Source organism: Paraburkholderia youngii, assembly GCF_013366925.1.
Classification (GTDB): Bacteria; Pseudomonadota; Gammaproteobacteria; order Burkholderiales; family Burkholderiaceae; genus Paraburkholderia; species Paraburkholderia youngii.
In genome coordinates this window covers 785,327-806,751 of the sequence record NZ_JAALDK010000002.1, presented here as the reverse complement: position 1 = coordinate 806,751, position 21,425 = coordinate 785,327, and the positions used below count along the sequence as shown (strand labels likewise).

The window sequence follows — 21,425 nt, the reverse complement described above, 5'->3', positions numbered from 1 at the left end:
AGCAACTATATGCACGTCATTCAAAATATGCAACGCACCGAGGGGTGTGGTTTTCCCCATGTTGCGACCGAATGGCTGTCTGCGCGACGATGCGCACGCGTCTTTCATCCGCAATATTCGGGAGGAACCTTGTCTGAATCTGGTGTGGTAAGTGACATGAGGTTGCCTGTCACTGTCGGGGAAGTGACGGCAGAGTGGCTTACTTCAGCGCTGGGATTCCGCTTCAGCGGCGTCGAAGTGCTCTCGTGCGAACACGTGGATGTACTGCCGGGCACGTCGACCAAGGTCCGAGTGGCTCTGGAGTACAACGACGCGGGACATGCGATGGCACTACCGTCGCGCATGATCGTGAAGGGCGGTTTCGAGGAACATAGTCCGTCGATGAAGGAGATGTATCGCAACGAAATGCGCTTCTATCGGGACGTACTGCCGTTCATAAACATGAACGCGCCGAAATGTTTTTATGCGGGCGCCGATCCTGACGCCTGGCAGGCGGTCGTAGTGATGGAAGACCTGGTCGAGCGTAACGTTCGGTTCTGTCGTGCTCAGCAGCCGCAGGGCTACGAACAGGTGGCTTTGCGTTTGAGCGCAATGGCGCGCTATCACGCGCAAACATGGAATAGCCGGGAGTTCGACAAGGGCGGGCGGCTTGATTGGGTTGGGGAGCGCTTTTCGGATTGGTCGTTGGAATATCAGAACCGCTACCTCGAGCCGGATGTCTGGGCGCACTACGTATCGCTGCCGAGAGGGGCCGCGGTAAGCCGGCATCTGCACGATCGCGACTGGATGGTGGCAGCGCTCGGGCGCATTGCGCGCGAACACAAGGGCAAACCGGTGTGTCTGATCCATGGCGATACGCACCTTGGAAATCTCTACGTCGAAGCTGATGGAGCGCCGGGTTTTTTCGATGCTCAGGTTAGCCGGGCGCCTTGGAGTCTCGAGGTCGCTTATCACATAGGGTGCGCGCTCGATATCGAAGACCGGCGCTCGTGGGAGCGGTCGCTACTAGAGCACTATCTTTCCCAATTGGCGATTAACGGGATTCAGGCACCAGACTTCGACGAAGCATGGGGCGACTATCGACGCGATCTCGCATACGGATTCTTCATCTTTGCGATCAACGAAACGCGCTTCCAGACCGAGGCGGTGAACACGGCGTATGCAGCGCGCTTTGGTGCGGCATTGGTGGATCATGGCGAAGTGGGTTAACCGATTGGATCGAAGGCCAATAATGCAACTATATGTTGCATTATTGGCCTGACGAGACTAAGCTCAAGCATCAGTGACGTCCTCGCGAGCGAGGAATTGAGCGCTAACGAATACCCGCTCGATCGAACGCTCCAGACGACGATCGTTCTACCTCAACCGGCTACAGCATGCCCGCTCCGAAAGTCTTCCATCAACGTTTAAACGGCAAGATCGCGATCGTGACCGGCGCAGGATCGCTCGGTCAGGGTTTCGGCACGGGCAAGGCAATTGCCTGTCTTTTCGCCGCGGAGGGCGCGTCCGTCTGTCTCGTCGATCAGCAATACGAGCGGGCAGCGGAAACGCTCGCGCTGATCACGGAGGCGGGCGGCAGCGCGTTCGTCTCGACCGGCAATGTCACCGACGGTGCGGTCTGTGCGCGCATTGTCGACGAGACCGTCGAGAGGTACGGTGGCCTCGACATTCTCGTCAACAACGTCGGTATCTCGGGCGCGCCGGGGCGGTTGCAGGACGTCGACGAGGCGTCGTGGGATCGCGTGATCGACGTCAATCTGAAAAGTGCCTTCTTGATGAGCCGAAGTGCGGTGCCGAAGATCGTGGCGCGCGGAGGCGGGGCAATCGTCAACATCGGTTCGGTCGCGGGCATCCGCAGCCACGGGTCAGCCGCATACGGCTCATCGAAAGCGGGCATGGTCGGCTTTACGCGTGAACTCGCGGTGATGTACGGCCGCGATTATGTTCGTGCCAACGCGATTGCTCCGGGGCATATTTTTACGCCGATGGTCGAAAGCATGCTCAATGACAAGGCCCGCGAACGCCGCCGCAAAATCGCGCCCCTTCCTTTGGAAGGGGATGCGTGGGACGTCGCGGCCGCCGCGTTGTTTCTCTGCTGCGATGAATCGCGATTCATTACCGGCACGTGCCTACCCGTAGACGGCGGTGTGACACAGGTCGCCGCGCTTGCGGCATACGACCTGGTTCAACAATAGCCGTCGATCTGGCCAGTGTGCGCCTCGCCACGTGAAGCGTGTCTATTAGCACAGAGCTTACAGGGCGTGTTTTCTGGTAACTTAGCGTGGCTGAATTGACCCGCGTGACAGGAAACGGCACCTGTAGGGCGCTCGCACGGACCGCTGAGTCGCGGTCCATGCCGATCGCCTGTTTGCTCGACAACGCGTATTTGCTGTCCGGCAAGCGGGGGTCCGAACCAATCGATAATCGCATGGGTGCTCGCAAGACCGCAGACTCGCTATTCGCCGCGTTAGCGGATGCTTCCCGACGACAACTCCTGTCTCTGCTGAATGCGGGTCCTCAAAGCGCACCCTCATTGGCGCGTGAGCTGAAAATATCGCGTGCGAGCGTGATCGAGCACCTGAACGAACTTGGCGAGGCCGGCTGGGTCGACGTCGCTTTCGGGGACGACGGCGAGGCGTCCTATTCGAAACGTTCTCAAGCTGAAGCACAATTTCTGGCGGAATGCGAGGCGTTGCAGAAGCCCGTGTGCTCAGAGGCTAGCGATGCGTTGGACGAACAGGCTGCGGCTTGGGCGCGCGAGTGGCCAGCGGAAGACCCGAATGTCTATCTGATCGGGCAACGACTCCTACGACTATCTGCTCACATCGACCGGGCGCTCAAGGAAGCCGCCGCGAGTCAGGGCCTGCTGGCAGCCGAACTGTTGCTATTGGATGCGCTTCTGGTTTCCGGTCCGCCTTACACGCAGTCTCCGACGCAACTTCAAAAACCGCTGGCAATGACGCTGGGCGGCATCACGAAGTGTGTCGGCAGGCTCGAACAGATGGGCTTGGTGGAGCGCATGCCGGACCCGGCGGATGGTCGTGGAATACTCGTACGAATGAAGTCACAGGCACGCAAAGTATTGAGGAACATCCTCCATCAGGGGGCGTACGGCACTGACTGGGTGGCATCCAGTCATATGGCGCCTGAACGGCGAGCGGCACTCTCGACCTTGTTGCGGGAACTACATGTCTTTGCAGACGCGGAGGCCGCACGTCGGGGTGCCGAGCGCGGCTGACATAGCTTCGGTAATCACCATTTCGACAGCAAACCCCTAAGCCATCGTCATCGCTGCTCGCAATCAGCGCGCAAGACACAAAACCCATCCCGGGCCTGCGCTCTCAGCAGGCCTTCTCTCCCGTCTTTCGTTGCCATCGACGCATCCGGTGGCATATGGCCAATCCCGCATAACGCTATGTTCGTGAGCGAAAGCTCAGGGGAACACATTGGCGCGTTTGCTTCCAGTGCCGTCTCGGTATAAACACCTGGACACCGCAATTTACTTTCCCAGTAAAGTATATTTCAGATGTTCGATGACGGGCAGCACATTGACGCCAAACGGAGACTCAAGCGATGAGGGCCGCATATTTCACGAAGGTAGGTTCGCCTCTAGAAGTTAGGGGTGTTGCCGATCCCACTCCAGCATCGGGAGAAGTTGTGCTGAAGATTCACCGCTGCGGTATCTGCGGATCGGATCTACACATGACGGATGGACACGCACCGCATTTCACGCTTCCAGAAAATTCGACCCTAGGTCACGAATTTGCCGGCGAGGTGGTCGCCTTAGGTAAGGGCGTTGAGAAGCTGAAGATTGGCGATGCTGTAACCGCGCTGCCGTTTGTCGGATGCGGGCATTGCGCGACCTGTCTTTCCGGGAAGCCGAACTTCTGCGCGCAATTCAAGGGCGCCGCCGCCGGCTTCGCTCAATATGCAGTCGTTGCCGAGCGCGTAACGACCCGGCTTCCGAAGACGCTGAGCATGGAGGACGGCGCACTGATCGAACCAATGGCCGTCGGCTTGCACGGAGTTGCGCTGGCAAAGCTCACGCCGGGCGCGAAAGTGCTCGTGATTGGCGCGGGTCCCGTTGGACTGGCCGCCACGTTCTGGGCTCGCCGCCTCGGCGCTGGTCGCATTGTCGCGACTGCTTCGTCGCAGCGCCGCGAAGCGCTCGCGCGACACATGGGGGCTGACGAATTTGTGGTTCCGCAGGATGGGCAGGATCTGGCGGCGCTAGCTGCCGATGCTCTCAAGGGTCCACCAGACGTCGTGTTCGAATGCGCAGGGCAGAAAGATCTGATTGCAAAGGCGATTCATTGCGTCAAGCCGCAGGGCGACGTCGTAGTGCTCGGCTTCTGCACGGTGCCGGACCAATTCATTCCGGCAGTAGCGGTATGGAAGGAAGTGCGAATTCAGTTCGCTGTCACCTACAGTATGCAAGAGTTCACTCATGTCGCGAACGTGTTCGACGCGGGCTGTGTCGAACCGCGCGCGATGATTACCGACCGGGTCTCGCTTGACGCGCTACCCGATGCATTTGAAGCACTGCGTGAACGGTCGACGCAATGCAAGGTAATGGTGAACCCATGGCTCAGCTGAAATCCTGGAGCGACTATCTCTCCCAGTTGGCAAACGCGGAGAGTCTGCTCGAATTGACCGAGACACCGCGCGATCCTCAAACGCGCGCGGAGCTGTATCGGCAGTTTCAGATGAATCTCTCGCTTGCCTACTTCATCTACTTCCAATCCGATCCGCTTCATCCTGACTGGTTGCCTTTCCTTAACTCGGTCTTCATGCTGCAGCCGAATCCCGACGACACCTATTTCGTCGCACCGTTGCGAGGTGACCTGCGATATCGGCTAGTTGGAGAGCGCGGCAGCGTGCATTTGCTGACGCTGGATATCGGCCGCGGCATCATGGGTACTACCGATAAAATCCACCCTCCGCTAGGTCAGTTCGACCTGGACGACCTCGAGATCGGCGAGGACGGCAGCTTCGAAGTTCTGTTGAGCGCACGGCGTCCCGCCGGTTATCACGGCAACTGGCTTGAGTTGCACCCCGAGGCTGACTTCGCAATGCTGCGCCAGCGATCGTATGCGTGGGGAGCGGAACGTGACGCACGAATCGCTATCGAGTGCCTCGACGCTCGCCGGACGAAACCGCCAATGGGCCACGAGGAGATCGCGAGGCGTACCGGCGAGCTGATGGACTACGCGGAGCGTCTGTCACGTCGCTGGCTCACGCACATGCAGCAACTGCGCACGCGGATCAACGTGAACGAGTTCGAGTTTTTCGCTTTCGGTGGTGGCCTCGCGAAACAGGCGTACTGGCAAGCGATTTTCGATTTCGGTGACGACGAAGCGCTCATTCTCGAAACCGCACTGCCGCAGACACGCCGCTATTGGAACGTGCAATTGAACGACGCTCTGTTCAACGCGCTTGACTATATCGATCACCAAAGCAGCCTCAATGGGCATCAGGCGCACGTCGACGAAGACGGCTATTTCCGCGCCGTGATTGCGCACCGTGATCCGGGTGTCGCGAACTGGCTGGATACATGCGGGGTCAATCGGGGGACCGCAATAGGCAGATGGTATGGGTGCAGTTCGGCGCCGGTTCCGACGCTCAAGCGTGTGCCGGTGTCCGAGTTGCGCAATCACTTGCCGACAGGGACTCGCTTCGTTGACGCAACCGAACGCGAGAGACTCTTGCGCGAGAGACGCATAGGTGCGCAGCTGAGACGGCGGTGGTAAGCGCGATTAAGGGATCTTCAGGAGACGATAGATGTCGCCATCAAAACGATTTTCGGGTGCGGAGGATGAGCTTCATGCAGTCGCGAGTGCCGTTACTGGCTCGAGCGATTTCGGCTCCAGCGCCGAATACATGCCCGGCCTGACGCAACTTCTGAACGCTTTCGACGAAGATGGCCCGCGCTTCGCGCCAGGGGGCCGGGAATTTGCGTGGAACGCAGTTGTCGGTGCTTTGGTCTCGCGCCTGACGCTAGTGGAGGGCCTGCGCAAGCATGCCGATGTCTTGTCCCAGACTCCGCGGCGTCCGCTCGTCATCACCGGGATACCTCGGACCGGCACGACCGCATTGCACAAGTTGCTTTCGGTCGACCCGCAATTTCAGGGTTTGGAAAAGTGGCTGACGGTCTTTCCGCAGCCACGGCCGCCGCGCGACACCTGGATCAACTACGTTCAGTTCCAGGCGACCGCGGCCGGACTGGAGGCCTTTTTCAGGTCGGCGCCAGAGATGCGGGCAGCGCATAACATCGTCGCCGACGAGGTCGATGAATGCCTCGAAATACTCAAACAGGGCTTTTGCAGCAACTTGTGGGGATCGTCCTTCCGCGTACCTCAATACGATCGCTGGTGGCGCGAGCAGAGCGAATTACCTGCCTATCGCTACTTTGCAAAGACGCTCAGTCTGATCGGCGCGCGCGACCGCGAAAAAACGTGGCTCCTGAAAAATCCCGGCCACCTGATGCAGTTGCCCGCACTGTTCGAGGTTTTTCCCGATGCATGCGTGGTCCAGACACATCGGAATCCCGTGGAGGCGCTGCCTTCGCTCGCGAGCGTGCTGGCGATGGCGCGTCGAATTTCCGAGGGCGAGCAAGTCGACAGGCACGAGATCGGCGCGCGCGAACTCGATAATTGGGCATGGGCCAGCGAAGCAGCAATGGCGGCGCGCGCGTCCTTGCCGAAGAAGCAGTTCCTAGATATCAGCCAAGCCGACCTTCACGCCGATCCGATTGGTACGATGCGGCGGATTTACGGTCACTTCGGCTTTCAACTGACCGAGGAAACGATGGAAGCAATGCGCCGGCGAGTTGAGCAGAGCCCTGAACGCGCTCATGGTGTGCATAAATATACCCAAGCCGAATTCGGCCTTGCAACCGAGGCGATCCGGGAGCGATTCTCCCGCTACATGACTACCTATGGACTGCAATGATGAGCACGCTCTCACTTTCTCCGTTTTCCGGCTTTCTGCAGATTGCGTACGTCACCACCGACGTGGACAAGGCAATTGACTACTTTTGCAGGGAACAGAATGTGCGGACGTGGGCGCGCTTGCCCGGCATTGAAATCGAGTCGATCGCCGGGCATCACTGCAAGCTGAACATCGCGCTTGCATTCGTCGGATCGGTTCAGCTCGAACTCATCGAGCCGTTATCCGGCGACGACCGTGTGTATCGTGATGCGCTGCCGCGAGACGGATCCGCGGTTCGCCATCACCACATCGCGCAGTTGATCGATAGCGAAGCGGCGTTCGAAACGCAGCGTAGCGAAATGGCTGCCGCGGGCGTGCCCATCGTCATCGACGGTCAGTCGCCTGGGTCCGCCCGGTACTTCTACACAGATCACAGGGCAACGCTGGGTCACTATATCGAACACATCTGGTACACACCAGCGGGTCTCGCCGCGATGGAACAGGTGCCTCGCAATGGAGCGGTTCGATGAACACGGCTGGCCCCGTGCATGCGGTTGACGACGATCACCGCCTGGCCGTGCACATTGCTACGGCGGCCGGAGCTGCGTTGAACGCGATACGCGCGTCGGCGGTCCTTGCGGGCAAACCACTGGGAGCAGCGGGCGATGCCACGGCAAACGAGCTGATCACGCACATTCTCGCTCACACCAGACCGGCAGACGGCTTCCTGTCGGAAGAGTCCGCACTGGATCCAAAGCGGCTAGCCCTCGATCGTGTATGGATCATCGACCCGCTCGATGGCACGCGCGAGTATGGCGAATGCCTCGAGCGGCGCGACGACTGGGCGGTCCATGTCGCACTGACGGTTTGCGGCGAGCCGCGCGCTTGTGCTGTCGCGCTTCCGGCTCGTGGCGTCACGTTCGGAACTTTATCGCCGCCTGAGTTGCCCCCAGCGCCTGAGGGGCGTCTAAAAATTCTCGTGAGCCGTTCCCGCGCCCCCGAACTGGCACTACGGGTTGCCCAGCGCTTGAATGCCGAACTCGTGCCGATGGGTTCGGCAGGCGCAAAGGCAATGGCAGTGCTGCGTGGCGAGGCGCACGCATATCTTCATGCCGGCGGGCAATATGAATGGGATTCGTGCGCTCCGGTAGGGGTCGCGCTTGCGGCCGGACTTCATGCGAGCCGCATCGACGGTAGTCCATGCATCTATAACGGGTCGGACGTTTCGATGCCCGATCTGCTCATATGTCGAGCGGAGATCGCCGAACTGATGCTGGCCGCCATCGCAGCCGCGCAGTGAATCGCCTTTGTAAAAGGATTTGCCATGCCCACATTGACTCACCTGCGGCGGCTCGAAGCCGAGAGCATTCATATCATGCGAGAAGTCGTCGCTGAGTCACAGCGCCCTGTGATGCTTTACTCGATCGGCAAGGACAGCGCCTGCATGCTCCATCTGGCAAAAAAGGCGTTTTACCCGGCGCCGCCCCCGTTTCCGCTCCTGCATGTCGATACCACGTGGAAGTTTCGCGACATGTACACGATGCGTGACCGGATGGCTCGCGAGGCCGGAATGGAGCTAATCGTCCACCAGAATCCGGAAGCGAAAGAGCTTGGAATCAATCCGTTCGATCATGGTTCGCAGATTCACACCGACATGTGGAAGACACAGGGCCTGAAGCAGGCGCTCGATAAGTACGGCTTCGACGCCGCTTTGGGGGGCGCTCGCAGGGACGAAGAGAAATCGCGTGCGAAGGAGCGAATTTTTTCATTCCGTACAGCTAGCCATCAATGGGACCCGAAGAGTCAACGACCCGAACTGTGGCGCCTTTATAACGCGCGCAAGAACCATGGCGAGTCGATCCGCGTGTTTGCCATCTCAAACTGGACCGAGCTGGACATCTGGCAGTACATCTACCTCGAGAACATCTCGATCGTGCCGCTATATTTCGCGGCGCGGCGACCCGTAGTGAATCGGGGCGGCACGCTGGTGATGGTGGACGACGACCGCATGCCGCTTTCGCCGCACGAAAAGGCAGAGCACAGAATGGTGCGTTTTCGCACGCTGGGTTGCTATCCGCTGACCGGTGCGGTCGAGTCGAACGCCACGACATTGCCGCAAATCATTCAGGAAATGCTCTTGACGATGACCTCAGAGCGCCAGGGTCGCGTGATCGATCACGACGGCGCCGCATCGATGGAGCGGAAGAAACAGGAGGGGTACTTTTAATGGCACACGTCTCTGAGCTGATCGGGACCGATATCGAAGGGTACCTGAAGCAGCATGAAAAGAAGAGCCTTCTGCGTTTCATCACATGCGGGAGCGTGGATGACGGCAAGAGCACGTTGATTGGCCGTTTGCTCTATGAATCCAGGATGCTATTCGAGGATCAGCTTGCCGCGCTCGAAGCCGATTCGAAGAAGGTCGGTACGCGTGGTGGGGAAATAGACTACGCGCTGCTGCTCGACGGTCTGGCTGCCGAGCGCGAGCAGGGCATCACCATCGACGTCGCCTACCGGTTTTTCTCGACGGACCGCCGCAAGTTCATCGTTGCCGATACGCCCGGGCATGAGCAGTACACCCGCAACATGATAACGGGGGCTTCCACGGCGGATCTCGCCATCATCCTCGTCGATTCACGCAAAGGCTTGTTGCAGCAAACGCGACGGCATAGCTATCTCGTGTCGTTGATCGGCATTCGCAACGTGGTTCTTGCGGTGAACAAGATGGACCTGGTTGATTACTCCCGTGAGCGGTTCGACGAAATTTCACGCGAGTATTGCGAATTTGCAAAAAAAATCGGTATATCCGATGTGACGGCAATTCCGATTTCGGGCGTAAATGGCGACAACGTTGTTGAAAGGAGCACAAAGACGCCATGGTACGACGGGCCGTCCTTGATGCATCACCTCGATACTGTCGAGATCGACGAAGCCCGTTTGCAGACCCTGCCATTGCGTTTCCCGGTGCAGTGGGTCAACCGCCCGAACCTTGATTTCCGTGGGTTTGCAGGAACTATTGCGTCCGGTGTCGTACGCGTCGGGCAGCGTGTGCAAGTTCAGCCGTCAGGGCGGGAAACCACCGTCGCAAGAATCGTGACGGCCGATGGAGATCTCGACGAGGCCTTCGCGGAACAGTCGGTGACGCTTCTGCTCGCCGACGAAGTGGATGTCTCTCGTGGCGATCTGATTTCAGCGGCCGATTCGCCAGCGCAGGTTGCCGACCAGTTCGAAGCAACGCTCGTATGGATGAGCGATCAACCCATGCTCCGGGGGCGCAGCTACCTGCTGAAGATCGGCACTCGGACCGTCACGGCAACGATATTGCCGCTGAAATACAAGCTCAATGTCGAGACGCTCGATCACGTCGCCGCTGAGACTCTCGCGTTGAACGAAATCGGCGTCGCCGAACTGGAGTTTGACCGTCCGATCGCTTTCGATCCATACGAGCGGGACCACGAGACGGGCGGTTTCATCGTTATTGACCGCATGACCAATAGCACGGTCGGTGCGGGTATGCTGCGCTTCGCACTGCGCCGTGCGAGCAATATTCGCTGGCAGACGCTGGAAGTCGACAAACATGCGCGACGGACCCTCAATGGGCATCAGAGCGGCGTCGTCTGGCTGACAGGGCTTTCTGGTGCGGGTAAATCGACGATTGCGAATCTGCTCGAGAAACGCTTGCATGCAATGGGCAAGCGAACCTATCTGCTCGATGGGGACAATGTTCGGCATGGATTGAACAAGGATCTCGGCTTCACGGCCGAAGACCGCGTCGAAAATATCCGGCGCATTGCCGAGGTGGCGAAATTGATGGCCGACGCCGGCGTGATCGTCATTACCGCATTCATTTCGCCGTTTCGTGCAGAGCGCGCACTGGCGCGCGAGCTCATGGAGGAGGGTGAGTTCATCGAGGTCTTCATCGACACGCCATTGGAAGTGGCTGAGCAGCGCGATCCGAAAGGACTCTACAAGAAAGCGCGTCGCGGAGAGTTGAAGAACTTCACTGGCATCGATTCGCCCTACGAGGCGCCGGTGAAGCCCGAAATCCACATTAATACCACGACCAGTTCTGCCGAGGTTGCTGTAGAGACGATCTTCCAGAAGTTGCAGACCGCGGGATTCCTTGACGTGTCGAGGGGATCGCCGCTCTGAGACGTCGCGGGGCGGCGTGCCTCGCGCGTCTTGCGTTCATATTGTTATACGCCATTCATTTATATATACTCCCTGCTGTCGACCACGGGAGACGCAGAGCGCAATTCCCGTGTTGACATCGCCCACTCGGGCGACAGTCCAACAGGTATCGGGACGTTTCGACGCGTCAAGGAGGCAGTGGGGATGGCGGAAAGCAATCAGCAAGGCTATGGGCCGCGCGAGTCGATGGAATACGACGTGGTCATCGTCGGCGGCGGTCCCGCAGGCCTCTCCGCGGCGATCCGCCTGAAGCAGCTGGCAGCCGAAAAGAACGCCGAGATTGGCGTCTGTGTGCTGGAGAAAGGCTCGGAGATCGGAGCGCATATCCTCTCGGGCGCGGTCATGGACCCACGCGCGCTCGATGAACTGATACCCGACTGGAAGGAACAGGGCGCGCCGCTGAACGTCGCCGTGACCGAAGACAAGTTCCTTTTCCTTTCGGAAACCGGTGCGAAGTCGGTCCCGAACTGGGCATTGCCGGACAACTTCAAGAACCACGGCAACTTCGTGATCAGCCTCGCGAATGTCACGCGCTGGCTTGGGACAATGGCCGAGGCACTGGGCGTGGAGATTTTCCCGGGCTTCCCGGCCGCTGAAGTCCTCTACAACGAGGACGGCTCGGTCAAGGGCGTCGCCACCGGCAACATGGGCATTGGCAAAGACGGCGAGCCCACCGAGAACTTCCAGCTCGGGATGGAGTTGCACGCGAAGTACACGCTGTTCTGCGAAGGCTGCCGCGGTCATCTTGGCCGTCAGCTCGACGAGAATTTCAATCTCGGCAAGAACGCCGATCCACAGGTCTATGGCATCGGCATCAAGGAGCTGTGGGAAATCGATCCTTCGAAACATCAGCCGGGTCTGGTGGTTCACACGGCTGGCTGGCCGCTGGAGTCGGACACCTATGGCGGCTCGTTTCTGTACCACATCGACAACAACCAGGTGATGGTGGGTTTTGTCGTCGGTCTCGCGTATCAGAACCCCTATCTATCGCCATTCGAGGAGTTCCAGCGGTACAAGACGCACCCGGAAATCCGCAAGTTCCTGCAGGGCGGCAAGCGCGTGTCGTATGGTGCGCGTGCGATCACAGCCGGTGGCCTGATGTCGATGCCTAAGCTGGTATTCCCGGGCGGCGCACTCGTGGGTGACGATGCCGGCTTCCTGAACGCATCGCGCATCAAGGGCAGTCACGCAGCGATCAAGACCGGCATGCTGGCCGCGGATGCCGCCTTCGATGCGTTGCAGGCTGGCCGCCAGCACGACGAACTCGCGGCCTATCCGGAGGCGTTCAAGCAGTCGTGGCTCTACACGGAGCTGTACAAGGCGCGCAACTTCAAGCAGTGGATGAGCAAAGGCCTGTACCTCGGCACGCTGATGGTGGGCATCGAGCAGAAAGTGCTGGGCGGTAATGTGCCCTGGACGCTGCATCACCGGCATCGCGATCACGAAATGCTGAAACCCGCCTCGCAGTGCAAGCCGATCGAGTATCCAAAGCCGGACGGCAAACTCACGTTCGACCGTCTGTCGTCTGTTTTCATTTCGAATACGAATCACGAAGAGAATCAGCCGGCGCATCTCACGCTCAGGGACGCGAGTGTGCCGGTGAACGTCAATCTGCGAACGTATGCAGGCCCAGAAACCCGCTTCTGTCCAGCAGGCGTCTACGAGTACGTGAAGGACGAGCAGGACGAGGACCGTCTGCAAATCAACGCGCAGAATTGCGTGCACTGTAAGACCTGCGACATCAAGGACCCGACCCAGAACATCGTGTGGGTCACGCCGGAAGGCGGCGGCGGTCCGAACTATCCAAACATGTAAGCAGATGTCAGCCAGGTCTCAGAGGTAAGTCTCAGAATGAAACTGATTCGCTCAATCGACGAGCTGCGCGCGCAGTTGCGCGGGCAAAACCGTACCGCATTCGTGCCGACCATGGGCAATTTGCACGAAGGGCATTTGTCGCTTATCCGGCTCGCCCGGCAGCATGGGGATCCTGTCGTCACGAGCATCTTCGTCAATCCGCTGCAGTTCGGGCCGGAGGAGGATTTTGCGCGCTATCCGCGAACGCTGGAGGCGGACATCGAGAAGCTCCAGAAGGAGAACGTCTATGTCGTCTTTGCCCCTACGGAAGAGGATCTATACCCTCAGCCGCAGGAGTATCGAGTGCAGCCGCCTGGCGGCATTGGCGACATGCTGGAGGGTGAATTCCGGCGCGGGTTTTTCCAGGGTGTGTGCACGGTGGTGATGAAGCTGATGTTGTGCGCCCAACCGCGTGTCGCCGTTTTCGGGAAAAAGGACTACCAGCAATTGATGATTGTTCGGGAGATGTGCAAGCAGTTCGCGATGCCGACGGACGTGATAGCGGGCGAAACCATCCGTGATTGCGACGGTCTTGCCTTATCCTCTCGCAATCGTTTCCTGACGCCCGAGGAGCGGGTCGAGGCGCCAACGTTGTATCGGCTCCTGAACCAGATCCGCGACAAGGTTTTGAGCGGAGAGAAAGATATTCAGGGTATCGAACGACGCGCGTTCTCCACGTTGGTCGATCGGGGCTGGCAGCCGGATTACATCTCGGTGCGCAAGCAGGCCAATCTGCGATCACCCACGGCGCAGGAGGCCGATGACAGCAAGCTGGTTATCCTTGCCGCTGCGCGCCTCGGCAACACGCGACTGATCGACAACATGGAAATTTGAGTTCTCCATGCATAGCCTTGTCGCCGCGCTTCTGGACCAGCAGGGCAGGGTGCCAATCCGAAGGCTAGTCACGTGCCTTCCCAATCCGGCCGTTTGACATGATCGAATCAGACTCGGATCACGGCGGGTCCTCCCGCCGCGCAGTACTCGTAACAGGCGCCGCCAGACGGATCGGGCGGGCGCTTGCGCTCGGTTTCGCTGCGCGAGGGTGGGATGTCGCGGTGCACTATCACGAGTCAAAACAGGAAGCCCGACAGGTTGTCGACCACATCAAGTTGCAGGGTCGCAGATCGGTTGCCCTATGCGCTGATCTGGCGATCGAGGAACAGGTCAAGCAACTGGTACCGGCGTGCGTGAAGGCCTTCGGTCGACTTGACTGCGTGCTGAACTGTGCGTCACGGTTCGATGAAGATACCGCCCAAACATTCGATTATGCGCGGTTGCTCGAACTCATGGCGATCAACGTCGCCGCGCCGCTGGCGTTGGCGCGAGGACTCTTCGAGGTGGTGCCGGACAGCGCGGTATCGGACGAAGCGAAACGCGGTGTGGTGGTGAACGTGCTCGACCAGAAGCTGTTCAACATGAACCCCGACTACATCTCCTACACGGCGACCAAGGCTGCGCTAGCCAACGCGACCGTCGCACTTGCGCAGGCTCTCGCTCCGAAAATCAGAGTCGTGGGGCTGGCTCCGGGATTGACGTTAGTGTCGGGCGATCAAACACAGGCGCAATTCGACACAGTCCATAAGATGACGCCGCTACTGCGCGGTTCGCGACCGGAGGACATCGTCGAAGCGGCGGCGTATCTCGCGAATGCGCATGGCGTCACGGGCACGACATTGGTCGTTGACGGAGGTCAGCACCTTGTATCGAGCCCCCGTGACGTGATGTTCATGGACTCGGTGTCGAAAGGCCGCACTGCTGCTGAGTGTCTCTTCGCAGACCGTCTGTGAATCACTGATGGCGAAGAAAATGTGCATCCGTCGACCGTCGAGGGCAAGCAATGAAGCGGAAATTGCAAGGACTCGCTACACGCGAGAAGCTACTCGATAGCGCGGAATGCCTTTTCTTCGAACGTGGTGTCGCGTCGACGACCCTCGAGGACATTGCTCGTGCGAGCGGTATGACTCGTGGCGCCATCTATGGTCACTTCACGAACAAGTGGTCGCTCGTAAGCGCGCTGTTCGAACGCTCGGAACTTCCGCTGGACGCATTCACTGTGTGCGGCGCAGAAGCCGCGATCGCAACCATCGATGCGTTGCGTGTCGAGCTCGAGCGGCGGTTGGTCGATGTGCTACGGATAGGGACAAAGCGGCGGTTGTATTCGATCGCGCTGTCCACTACGGAAATTGATGGCGATTGCACTTTGCCGGCATCGATGTTCAGGGAGTCGGCGCTTCTTGCACAGTACTCGATCGAGACGACCTTGGCACGCATCGCAAAGCCGCCAGGTACATCTGAGGATCTCGACTACGCGTTCGAGGCAACTTTTATTCATGCTTGCCTGACAGGATACTTCCGCCGCAGCTTGATCATTCCGCCTCCTGCGGGAGCCGAAAAGCTGCTTGCCGGAAAGATCGTGCGAAAGGCCTTGTCATCATGGTTTATAGAGAGCCCCTCGTTGTTCGCGGCTCGCGGCGGGCTGGCGTCCGAAGCCGGCATTCGTCGATGAAGAGGAACAAGATAACCTCGATCTAAGGAGAGAACATATGATTTTCAAAACGCTAGCTGTAGTCGGTGCCGGAACAATGGGCAATGGCATCGCTCAGGTCGCCGCGGTGGCGCGTCTCAACGTAGTCGTGACCGATGTCAACGAGACGGCGCTCTCAAAGGGCCTGTCAACCTTGACGGCGAATCTCGGGCGTCTCGTCGACAAGGGAAAGCTGGACGCGGCGTCACGTGATTCTGCGCTAACCCGTATCGAAACTTCCACTGACTATCAGCGCCTCTCGACTGCAGACATCATTATCGAAGCAGCAACCGAGAACGTTGATCTGAAGATGCGCATCCTGAAGCAAATCGAGTCCGTGGCGCGTGCCGATGCGATCATTGCGTCGAACACGTCGTCGATTTCAATCACCGCGCTTGGTGCGGTGCTTACTGATCCGACACGTTTCATCGGCATGCATTTCTTCAACCCTGTACCGCTAATGACGCTCGTGGAGGTCATCCGTGGACTGCAAACCACCGACTCCACTGTCAATGCGGTGCGCGAGTTGACTGAACGGCTCGGCAAGACTCCGATAGGCGTGACCAACTCGCCAGGCTTCGTAGTGAACCGTATCCTCGTGCCAATGATCAATGAGGCGTTTTTCGTGCTAGCGGAAGGCGTCGCCACCGCGGAAGAAATCGACGCCGGAATGAAGCTCGGTGCGAATCACCCGATCGGGCCACTCGCGCTCGCCGACCTGGTCGGGCTAGACGTTTGTCTTTCTGTCATGGATGTTTATCTGAAAGACTTCGGCGATTCCAAGTATCGCGCATGCCCGCTATTGCGGGAGCTGGTTGCGGCGGGACGGCTAGGGCGAAAAGCCGGTTGCGGGGTCTACAAGTACTGAAGCCGCCTGGCAGCGTAAGCTGAGTGGCAACAGGGATTTTGCGGCCGAATACGGATAACCACTACTGATCTTGCTGCGGGTTTCAACTACCGCCTTGCGATTCAATCATTGTGGATGGAGGCATCAACTCGGCCTCCATGCGCACTGGGTGTCGCCGCAAGAGCAGCGGTCCGGCGAGCATCAGCAAGGCAGCGGCAGTTAGCGTCTTCGAGACACCAAATTGATCCGCACAAACACCCCATATCAATGCACCCAATGCCATTGAGCCTTGGAACGTGAGCAAAAAAACTGCTAACGCCCGAGCTCGCACCCAAGCGGGAAGAGTCGCCTGGAAGGCCGAAGAGACGGTGGAGTTGAATGTGATCCACGCGGCACCCCCGACGAGCAGGGACAGATATATAGGTGCGCTGTACTGCACATAGGCGGCGGTCAGCGTCGCAATGCCGAACAACACAGACGCACCGCAGACCAGACTATTGAGCGCCAGATAGCGGCGTACCCGACCAAGTGCAATTCCACCAGCCACGGCGCCTGCTCCCATACTCCCCAGCATCGTGCCGTACCCGCCGCCGCCCAAACCTGGATTATTTTTCGCTACGATCGGCAATAGCGCCCACAACGCGCTTGCGCTAACTACAAAGGTGAATGTGCGAACCAGATGTCCGCGCAAAACACCGCAACCAAGCACATAGCGTACGCCCACGCACATCGCGCTTACCAGACGCTCCTGCTTTGAAACGACTTGTTCTTTTTCCGGCTTGTACCAAAGCAAAAAGATGGTCACTGCGACCGAAAATAGCCCGGTCGTTAGTGCGAACACTGCATACGATCCTATCCCAGCGATGACTGCCCCTGCCAATGCCGGGCCCACTGCGCGCGCGCCATTGAAAGCGACTCCATTGAGAGCGATCGCAGAGAGCAACGCCGATCGAGGCACTGCTTCCGCGGTTGAGGATTGCCAGGCCGGAACTGATACGGCACTGCCTGAACCGAGCAAAAAGGTGAAGATCAGCAGTCTGACTGGATCGATTGCATCCAGCATCAACAGAACATAAAAAAAGATCGACGAGACCAGCATCCAACAGTGCGCGGCTAGCAAGAGGCGGCGCTTATCCATCGAATCGGCGAGTACTCCTGCCGGCATCCCGAGCAGGAAGGCCGGCATCGTGGTCGCAGCCTGGGTCAGTGCAATCATCACCGGGGACGTCGTGAGCGAAGTCATCAACCATGCTGCCCCAACGTTCTGCACCCAGGCGCCAAGGCTCGCCGCCAACATTGCCATCCATATTGCGCGAAACGGGCGATAGCGAAGCGGGCCGGGCTCGGGTTGTGGTTTCGTGGAAGACATTGGGGTTCAGGCTGTGGACATTACGCGTCTTGCTGGGTGCAGATCGCTTTACGTGGATGCCGGGATCGATGCACTGGGTGCGAAAATTAGAATATGGTGCATAAATATGAACACGCCTGACGCAACCTGTCAATGCCGATTTTGATTTCCACCGTCGTGAGAAGAAGACGCCGGTGCTGACGTTCAAAGTCGGTGAAGCATCGCGCGCCCGTTCGACGTCAACGTTGACCGGCTCAGAAACTGATGTCACATTCCTCGTTGGAAACGACGAGGCTTCGGCCATTTCGTCTTGCAACCGATCCTGAGAGTTGCTCTGTTTCGCGTTTTGACTATGTCATTCGAATTCATCCAACCCGATCCGACCGTCCACGACCCCCTTCAAGCAGAGCACACATTGCTGGACTTAGCGGCGCGTGGCCGCACTGTTGCCCAATTATGGGAAGCGCCGAAGTCTTTGGTGGTACCGCGCAGCTATCTGCGTTACCCCCAGTTCGAATCTGCACGCTCCGCTTTTCTTCGCGGCGGATGCCCCGTCTGGCTACGCATGTCGGGCGGCGGCCTCGTACCGCAGGGTCCGGGGATTCTAAATTTGAGTCTGGCTTATTTCGTCGAGCAGCAGCCGAGCAAAATGAGCGAGGCGGTGTACCTGCACTTATGCGAAGTCATCGGGAGCGCGCTGCGCGTGATCGGCGTCACGACCCATTACCAGGCAGTGGACGGTTCATTTTGCGACGGTCGCTTCAATTTGGCTTGGGGAGTCGACACTGACGCTCGCAAGATTGCTGGCACGGCGCAGTATTGGCGACAGGCGCCAGCCGCGATGCGGACGAGCGATGGACGGGGCCATCTGGTGCTCGCGCATGCCGTATTGCTTGTCAGTGCCGATCCGGATGAGGCGAACCAGCGGGCCAACGCCTTCGAAGAGGTAGTGGGCAGTGGCCGTCGATACGACGCAAACAAGATCGTCACTGTGCTGCAAGCGCTGGGAGGGGCTGGGATCGGCAGGGAGCCGCTGATGCCAGCCGTGTCGGCTGCGATCGAGGACAGTCTCACCGACATTCCACTGCCGACCGATACGCAGTAACCCGCTTGGCAGGACTCCCTCGGCTCAGTCGGTGTAGTGGGCGGCAAGCGGCGAGCAATTCTCCCTGATATCGAACGATGCCGCGCTCCGGCCGCACTGAACGGAGCGCGGCGGCTGTCAACGGAATGTAACCTGAAGTGCTTAAGTTTGAAGGTTCGAGCGATGGGCAGTCGTGCCGGGTGCGTAAAGCCGAGCAAAGGGCGCAACCTTCTGGAAACGCTCAATACAGACCCGGACGTGCTGGGGCGAATTGAAATGCATCATCGCAAGAACACCGCGCGCCCGCGCAAGCTGCGGGTGTCCAGCGCAAGTACCCTGGGCCCGCTGGATGCGTAGTTGAGGAATTGCGTCGCGGAGCGAAGCTTGCTGCAACCATTGATCCGGTCAGTCAATCTCGTGGAGGCAAACCATGCTGTTCAAACGAGGAATTGCAGTTCTTGCCGTTGCTCTACCCCTCGCGGCCGCGCAAGCGCAAACCGTCGACATCACCGGTGCGGGCAGCACTTTTGCAGCCCCGATCTATAACAAGTGGGCCGACGCCTACCATAAGGCGGGGGGCGGCAAGGTCAACTACCAGGGCATCGGGTCAGCGGGCGGCATCAAGCAGATCCTCGCGAAGACCGTGGATTTCGCAGGCTCCGACGCACCGATGAAGGACGACGAACTGGCGAAGACTGGCCTGTTCCAGTTCCCGACGGTGGTGGGCGGCGTGGTGCCGGTCGTGAACCTGCCTGGCGTGAAGCCGGGTCAACTGGTTCTGTCGGGTGCCGTGCTCGGCGACATCTATCTGAACAAGATCAAGAAATGGAACGATCCGGCGATCGCCGCGCTGAATTCGGGCATGAAACTGCCGGATACGGACATCGCCGTGGTACGCCGCGCAGACGGTTCGGGCACGAGCTTCATCTGGACGAACTTTCTGTCGAAGGTGAACCCGGAGTGGAAGTCGAAGGTCGGCGAAGGCACGACGGTGAACTGGCCGACCGGTACGGGCGGCAAGGGCAATGACGGTGTTGCCGCCTTCGTGCAACGGCTGCCGGGCGCGGTCGGCTATGTCGAGTGGGCGTATGCGAAGCAGAACAACATGGTCTACGCCAGCCTGAAGAACTCGGCCGGTGCGGTGGTTGCGCCGAAAACCGAGACCTTCAAGGCGGCCGCCTCGGGCGCGGACTGGAAAACGTCGTTCTACCAGATCCTGACCAACGAGCCCGGCAAGGACGCATGGCCGGTCGTCGGCGCGACCTTCGTGCTGCTTCACGCGACGCAAGACAAGCCGGCGCAGGGCGCGGCAACGCTGAAGTTCTTCGACTGGGCGTTCAAGAACGGCGGGCAGGCCGCCAGCGATCTCGACTACATCTCGCTGCCGGATTCGGTCGTGTCGGAAATCCGCGGGCAGTGGAAGACCAGGGTCAAGGATGCGTCGGGAAAACCGGTGTTTCAGTGAAGGCCTCGTTGGGACCCGCCTCAAACAGATCGTGGTCGGTCATGGGGGAGATCAACTGACCCAGATCAAATTAAGGCCGCATCGAGGCGGGTAACGTGCGCGTGACGGTCTTTTATTGGGTTGGTCAAGCGCCGTTGTGCGATGCCACTTCCGCGCCGAAGCGCTCGACCATAAATTCAATAAAGCTCCGAAGCTTCGGCGACGTCCGCCGCTCACGCAGATACAGCAAGTTCAGCGGCCGCTCGGGCGCGGCAAACGCCGGCAGCACTTCTACCAACCGTTTCGCTCGCAGATCCGCGGCCACCAGGATCTCGGGCAGCATGGCGATGCCCAGGCCGCGCAACACCGCCCGTCGCAGCGCTTCAGAATTGTCGATCCTCAGCCTGCCGTCGACGGGCACGCTCACGCGGCCGTCCGGACCCTGCAAGCTCCATTCGGCCTGCGCCGCGTGCCATTCCGAGCGCGGCGGATACGCGTACGTCAGGCACTGATGCGCGCGCAGCGCGTCGGGCGATGACGGCGTGCCATGCGTTGCCAGATACCCGCGTGACGCGCACAACACCAGACGGTACGGCTGCAGAGGCCGCGCGACGAGATCCGGATTGCCCAGCGCGCCGATCCGAACCGCCGCTTCGAAGCCGTCGTCGAGCAGGTCCGACAGCGCATCGGTGGCGACGATATCGAGCGTCACATCGGGATAACGCTCGCAGTAGTCCGCGATCACCGGCATCAGGCATTCGTTGCTGAACACGACGGGCGCGGTTACGCGCAGCCGTCCGCGTGGCGTCGCGAGGTGATCGAGCGCGAGCCGTTCCGAATCGTCGATCAGCCCGAGGATCTCGATGCATCGTTCATAGTAGGCCTGCCCAAACGCGCTGATCTGCTGCTTGCGCGTGGTGCGATGGATGAGTGTCGCGCCTAGCCGCGTTTCCAGCGCCTGAAGGTGATTGCCGACCATCGTCGGCGACAGATCGCATGCCACCGCCGCCGCCGTCAGGCTGCCGCTTTCGACTACGCGCACGAACACAGTCATCGCTTTGAGGAGATCCATTCCCCAATAATAATTGGTTCTGTTGCTATTTGCCGTCCGTTTATCAATCTTCGCTGTGGGAATACAGTCCGCGTACACGACGCTTGCGGCCCATTCCGGTGCCGCATCGCCCGACTTCACGCACGGACATC

19 protein-coding genes are annotated in these 21,425 nt (G+C 59.4%); 17 read left to right on the top strand and 2 right to left on the bottom strand.

Annotated features, from left to right (window positions below; translation table 11 throughout):
- Positions 1-9 precede the first annotated feature (9 nt).
- The 15 genes from G5S42_RS35010 to G5S42_RS34940 all read left to right on the top strand — a co-directional run bounded on the left by G5S42_RS35010 (position 10) and on the right by G5S42_RS34940 (position 16,367).
- Positions 10-1,209, top strand: coding sequence for a protein kinase family protein (locus tag G5S42_RS35010; protein WP_246392286.1), 1,200 nt, complete (start codon positions 10-12; stop codon positions 1,207-1,209).
- Positions 1,210-1,376: 167 nt separating this feature from the next.
- Positions 1,377-2,195 (top strand): SDR family NAD(P)-dependent oxidoreductase, encoded by an 819-nt coding sequence (locus G5S42_RS35005; RefSeq protein ID WP_176111317.1) that lies wholly within the window; start codon positions 1,377-1,379, stop codon positions 2,193-2,195.
- Positions 2,196-2,353: 158 nt separating this feature from the next.
- Positions 2,354-3,238, top strand: coding sequence for a MarR family transcriptional regulator (locus G5S42_RS35000; protein ID WP_246392284.1), 885 nt, complete (start codon positions 2,354-2,356; stop codon positions 3,236-3,238).
- Positions 3,239-3,573: 335 nt separating this feature from the next.
- Positions 3,574-4,596, top strand: coding sequence for an alcohol dehydrogenase catalytic domain-containing protein (locus G5S42_RS34995; protein WP_176111316.1), 1,023 nt, complete (start codon positions 3,574-3,576; stop codon positions 4,594-4,596).
- The gene (locus G5S42_RS34990; protein WP_176111315.1) at positions 4,584-5,750 is read left to right on the top strand and encodes a DUF1214 domain-containing protein; all 1,167 of its coding nucleotides are present in this window, start codon (positions 4,584-4,586) and stop codon (positions 5,748-5,750) included. Before G5S42_RS34995 ends, G5S42_RS34990 begins: the two co-directional genes overlap by 13 nt.
- 31 nt (positions 5,751-5,781) lie before the next feature.
- Positions 5,782-6,951, top strand: a complete 1,170-nt coding sequence (locus G5S42_RS34985; protein ID WP_176111314.1) for a sulfotransferase family protein — start codon at positions 5,782-5,784, stop codon at positions 6,949-6,951.
- Positions 6,951-7,460, top strand: coding sequence for a VOC family protein (locus tag G5S42_RS34980; RefSeq protein ID WP_176111313.1), 510 nt, complete (start codon positions 6,951-6,953; stop codon positions 7,458-7,460). The genes G5S42_RS34985 and G5S42_RS34980 overlap by 1 nt, the downstream gene beginning before the upstream one ends.
- Positions 7,457-8,230: a 3'(2'),5'-bisphosphate nucleotidase CysQ gene (locus G5S42_RS34975; RefSeq protein WP_176111312.1), complete on the top strand. Its 774-nt coding sequence runs from the start codon at positions 7,457-7,459 to the stop codon at positions 8,228-8,230. Before G5S42_RS34980 ends, G5S42_RS34975 begins: the two co-directional genes overlap by 4 nt.
- 24 nt (positions 8,231-8,254) lie before the next feature.
- Positions 8,255-9,157, top strand: a complete 903-nt coding sequence (gene cysD, locus G5S42_RS34970; protein ID WP_176111311.1) for a sulfate adenylyltransferase subunit CysD — start codon at positions 8,255-8,257, stop codon at positions 9,155-9,157.
- Complete coding sequence (cysN, locus tag G5S42_RS34965; protein WP_176111310.1) at positions 9,157-11,082, top strand: sulfate adenylyltransferase subunit CysN; 1,926 nt, start codon at positions 9,157-9,159, stop codon at positions 11,080-11,082. The genes cysD and cysN overlap by 1 nt, the downstream gene beginning before the upstream one ends.
- Before the next feature lie 183 nt (positions 11,083-11,265).
- Positions 11,266-12,936, top strand: a complete 1,671-nt coding sequence (locus tag G5S42_RS34960; RefSeq protein ID WP_176111309.1) for an electron transfer flavoprotein-ubiquinone oxidoreductase — start codon at positions 11,266-11,268, stop codon at positions 12,934-12,936.
- A 36-nt stretch (positions 12,937-12,972) separates the two neighbouring features.
- Positions 12,973-13,809, top strand: coding sequence for a pantoate--beta-alanine ligase (gene panC, locus G5S42_RS34955; protein ID WP_176111308.1), 837 nt, complete (start codon positions 12,973-12,975; stop codon positions 13,807-13,809).
- A gap of 98 nt (positions 13,810-13,907) precedes the next feature.
- Positions 13,908-14,762, top strand: coding sequence for an SDR family oxidoreductase (locus tag G5S42_RS34950; RefSeq protein WP_176111307.1), 855 nt, complete (start codon positions 13,908-13,910; stop codon positions 14,760-14,762).
- 50 nt (positions 14,763-14,812) lie between these two features.
- Positions 14,813-15,481 carry a TetR family transcriptional regulator gene (locus tag G5S42_RS34945; RefSeq protein WP_176111306.1) on the top strand — a complete coding sequence of 223 codons (669 nt, stop codon included), beginning with the start codon at positions 14,813-14,815 and terminating at the stop codon, positions 15,479-15,481.
- A gap of 37 nt (positions 15,482-15,518) precedes the next feature.
- Positions 15,519-16,367 carry a 3-hydroxybutyryl-CoA dehydrogenase gene (locus G5S42_RS34940; protein ID WP_176111305.1) on the top strand — a complete coding sequence of 283 codons (849 nt, stop codon included), beginning with the start codon at positions 15,519-15,521 and terminating at the stop codon, positions 16,365-16,367.
- A gap of 82 nt (positions 16,368-16,449) precedes the next feature.
- Here the strand turns inward: G5S42_RS34940 and G5S42_RS34935 are convergent, their stop codons facing one another.
- Complete coding sequence (locus G5S42_RS34935) at positions 16,450-17,715, bottom strand: MFS transporter (RefSeq protein ID WP_176111304.1); 1,266 nt, start codon at positions 17,713-17,715, stop codon at positions 16,450-16,452.
- A gap of 331 nt (positions 17,716-18,046) precedes the next feature.
- Between G5S42_RS34935 and G5S42_RS34930 the strand changes: the two genes are divergently transcribed.
- Positions 18,047-18,799, top strand: a complete 753-nt coding sequence (locus G5S42_RS34930) for a lipoyl protein ligase domain-containing protein (protein WP_176111303.1) — start codon at positions 18,047-18,049, stop codon at positions 18,797-18,799.
- Positions 18,800-19,208: 409 nt separating this feature from the next.
- A complete protein-coding gene (pstS, locus tag G5S42_RS34920) occupies positions 19,209-20,243 on the top strand; it encodes a phosphate ABC transporter substrate-binding protein PstS (RefSeq protein WP_176111301.1) in 1,035 nt (344 codons plus the stop codon).
- A 124-nt stretch (positions 20,244-20,367) separates the two neighbouring features.
- Here pstS and G5S42_RS34915 read toward each other — a convergent pair whose 3' ends face one another.
- Complete coding sequence (locus G5S42_RS34915) at positions 20,368-21,294, bottom strand: LysR family transcriptional regulator (protein ID WP_176111300.1); 927 nt, start codon at positions 21,292-21,294, stop codon at positions 20,368-20,370.
- Between the last annotated feature and the right edge of the window lie 131 nt (positions 21,295-21,425).

What these genes read in the sequence shown, in the direction of transcription:
- G5S42_RS34915 (WP_176111300.1), bottom strand. Translation starts at nt 21,294, where the DNA reads ATGGATCTCCTCAAAGCGATGACTGTGTTCGTGCGCGTAGTCGAAAGC.
- pstS (WP_176111301.1), top strand. Translation starts at nt 19,209, where the DNA reads ATGCTGTTCAAACGAGGAATTGCAGTTCTTGCCGTTGCTCTACCCCTC.
- G5S42_RS34990 (WP_176111315.1), top strand. Translation starts at nt 4,584, where the DNA reads ATGGCTCAGCTGAAATCCTGGAGCGACTATCTCTCCCAGTTGGCAAAC.
- panC (WP_176111308.1), top strand. Translation starts at nt 12,973, where the DNA reads ATGAAACTGATTCGCTCAATCGACGAGCTGCGCGCGCAGTTGCGCGGG.
- G5S42_RS34985 (WP_176111314.1), top strand. Translation starts at nt 5,782, where the DNA reads ATGTCGCCATCAAAACGATTTTCGGGTGCGGAGGATGAGCTTCATGCA.
- G5S42_RS34960 (WP_176111309.1), top strand. Translation starts at nt 11,266, where the DNA reads ATGGCGGAAAGCAATCAGCAAGGCTATGGGCCGCGCGAGTCGATGGAA.
- G5S42_RS34945 (WP_176111306.1), top strand. Translation starts at nt 14,813, where the DNA reads ATGAAGCGGAAATTGCAAGGACTCGCTACACGCGAGAAGCTACTCGAT.
- G5S42_RS34950 (WP_176111307.1), top strand. Translation starts at nt 13,908, where the DNA reads ATGATCGAATCAGACTCGGATCACGGCGGGTCCTCCCGCCGCGCAGTA.
- G5S42_RS34980 (WP_176111313.1), top strand. Translation starts at nt 6,951, where the DNA reads ATGAGCACGCTCTCACTTTCTCCGTTTTCCGGCTTTCTGCAGATTGCG.
- G5S42_RS34995 (WP_176111316.1), top strand. Translation starts at nt 3,574, where the DNA reads ATGAGGGCCGCATATTTCACGAAGGTAGGTTCGCCTCTAGAAGTTAGG.
- G5S42_RS34975 (WP_176111312.1), top strand. Translation starts at nt 7,457, where the DNA reads ATGAACACGGCTGGCCCCGTGCATGCGGTTGACGACGATCACCGCCTG.
- G5S42_RS35000 (WP_246392284.1), top strand. Translation starts at nt 2,354, where the DNA reads ATGCCGATCGCCTGTTTGCTCGACAACGCGTATTTGCTGTCCGGCAAG.
- G5S42_RS35010 (WP_246392286.1), top strand. Translation starts at nt 10, where the DNA reads ATGCACGTCATTCAAAATATGCAACGCACCGAGGGGTGTGGTTTTCCC.
- cysN (WP_176111310.1), top strand. Translation starts at nt 9,157, where the DNA reads ATGGCACACGTCTCTGAGCTGATCGGGACCGATATCGAAGGGTACCTG.
- G5S42_RS34940 (WP_176111305.1), top strand. Translation starts at nt 15,519, where the DNA reads ATGATTTTCAAAACGCTAGCTGTAGTCGGTGCCGGAACAATGGGCAAT.
- G5S42_RS34930 (WP_176111303.1), top strand. Translation starts at nt 18,047, where the DNA reads ATGTCATTCGAATTCATCCAACCCGATCCGACCGTCCACGACCCCCTT.
- cysD (WP_176111311.1), top strand. Translation starts at nt 8,255, where the DNA reads ATGCCCACATTGACTCACCTGCGGCGGCTCGAAGCCGAGAGCATTCAT.
- G5S42_RS35005 (WP_176111317.1), top strand. Translation starts at nt 1,377, where the DNA reads ATGCCCGCTCCGAAAGTCTTCCATCAACGTTTAAACGGCAAGATCGCG.
- G5S42_RS34935 (WP_176111304.1), bottom strand. Translation starts at nt 17,715, where the DNA reads ATGTCTTCCACGAAACCACAACCCGAGCCCGGCCCGCTTCGCTATCGC.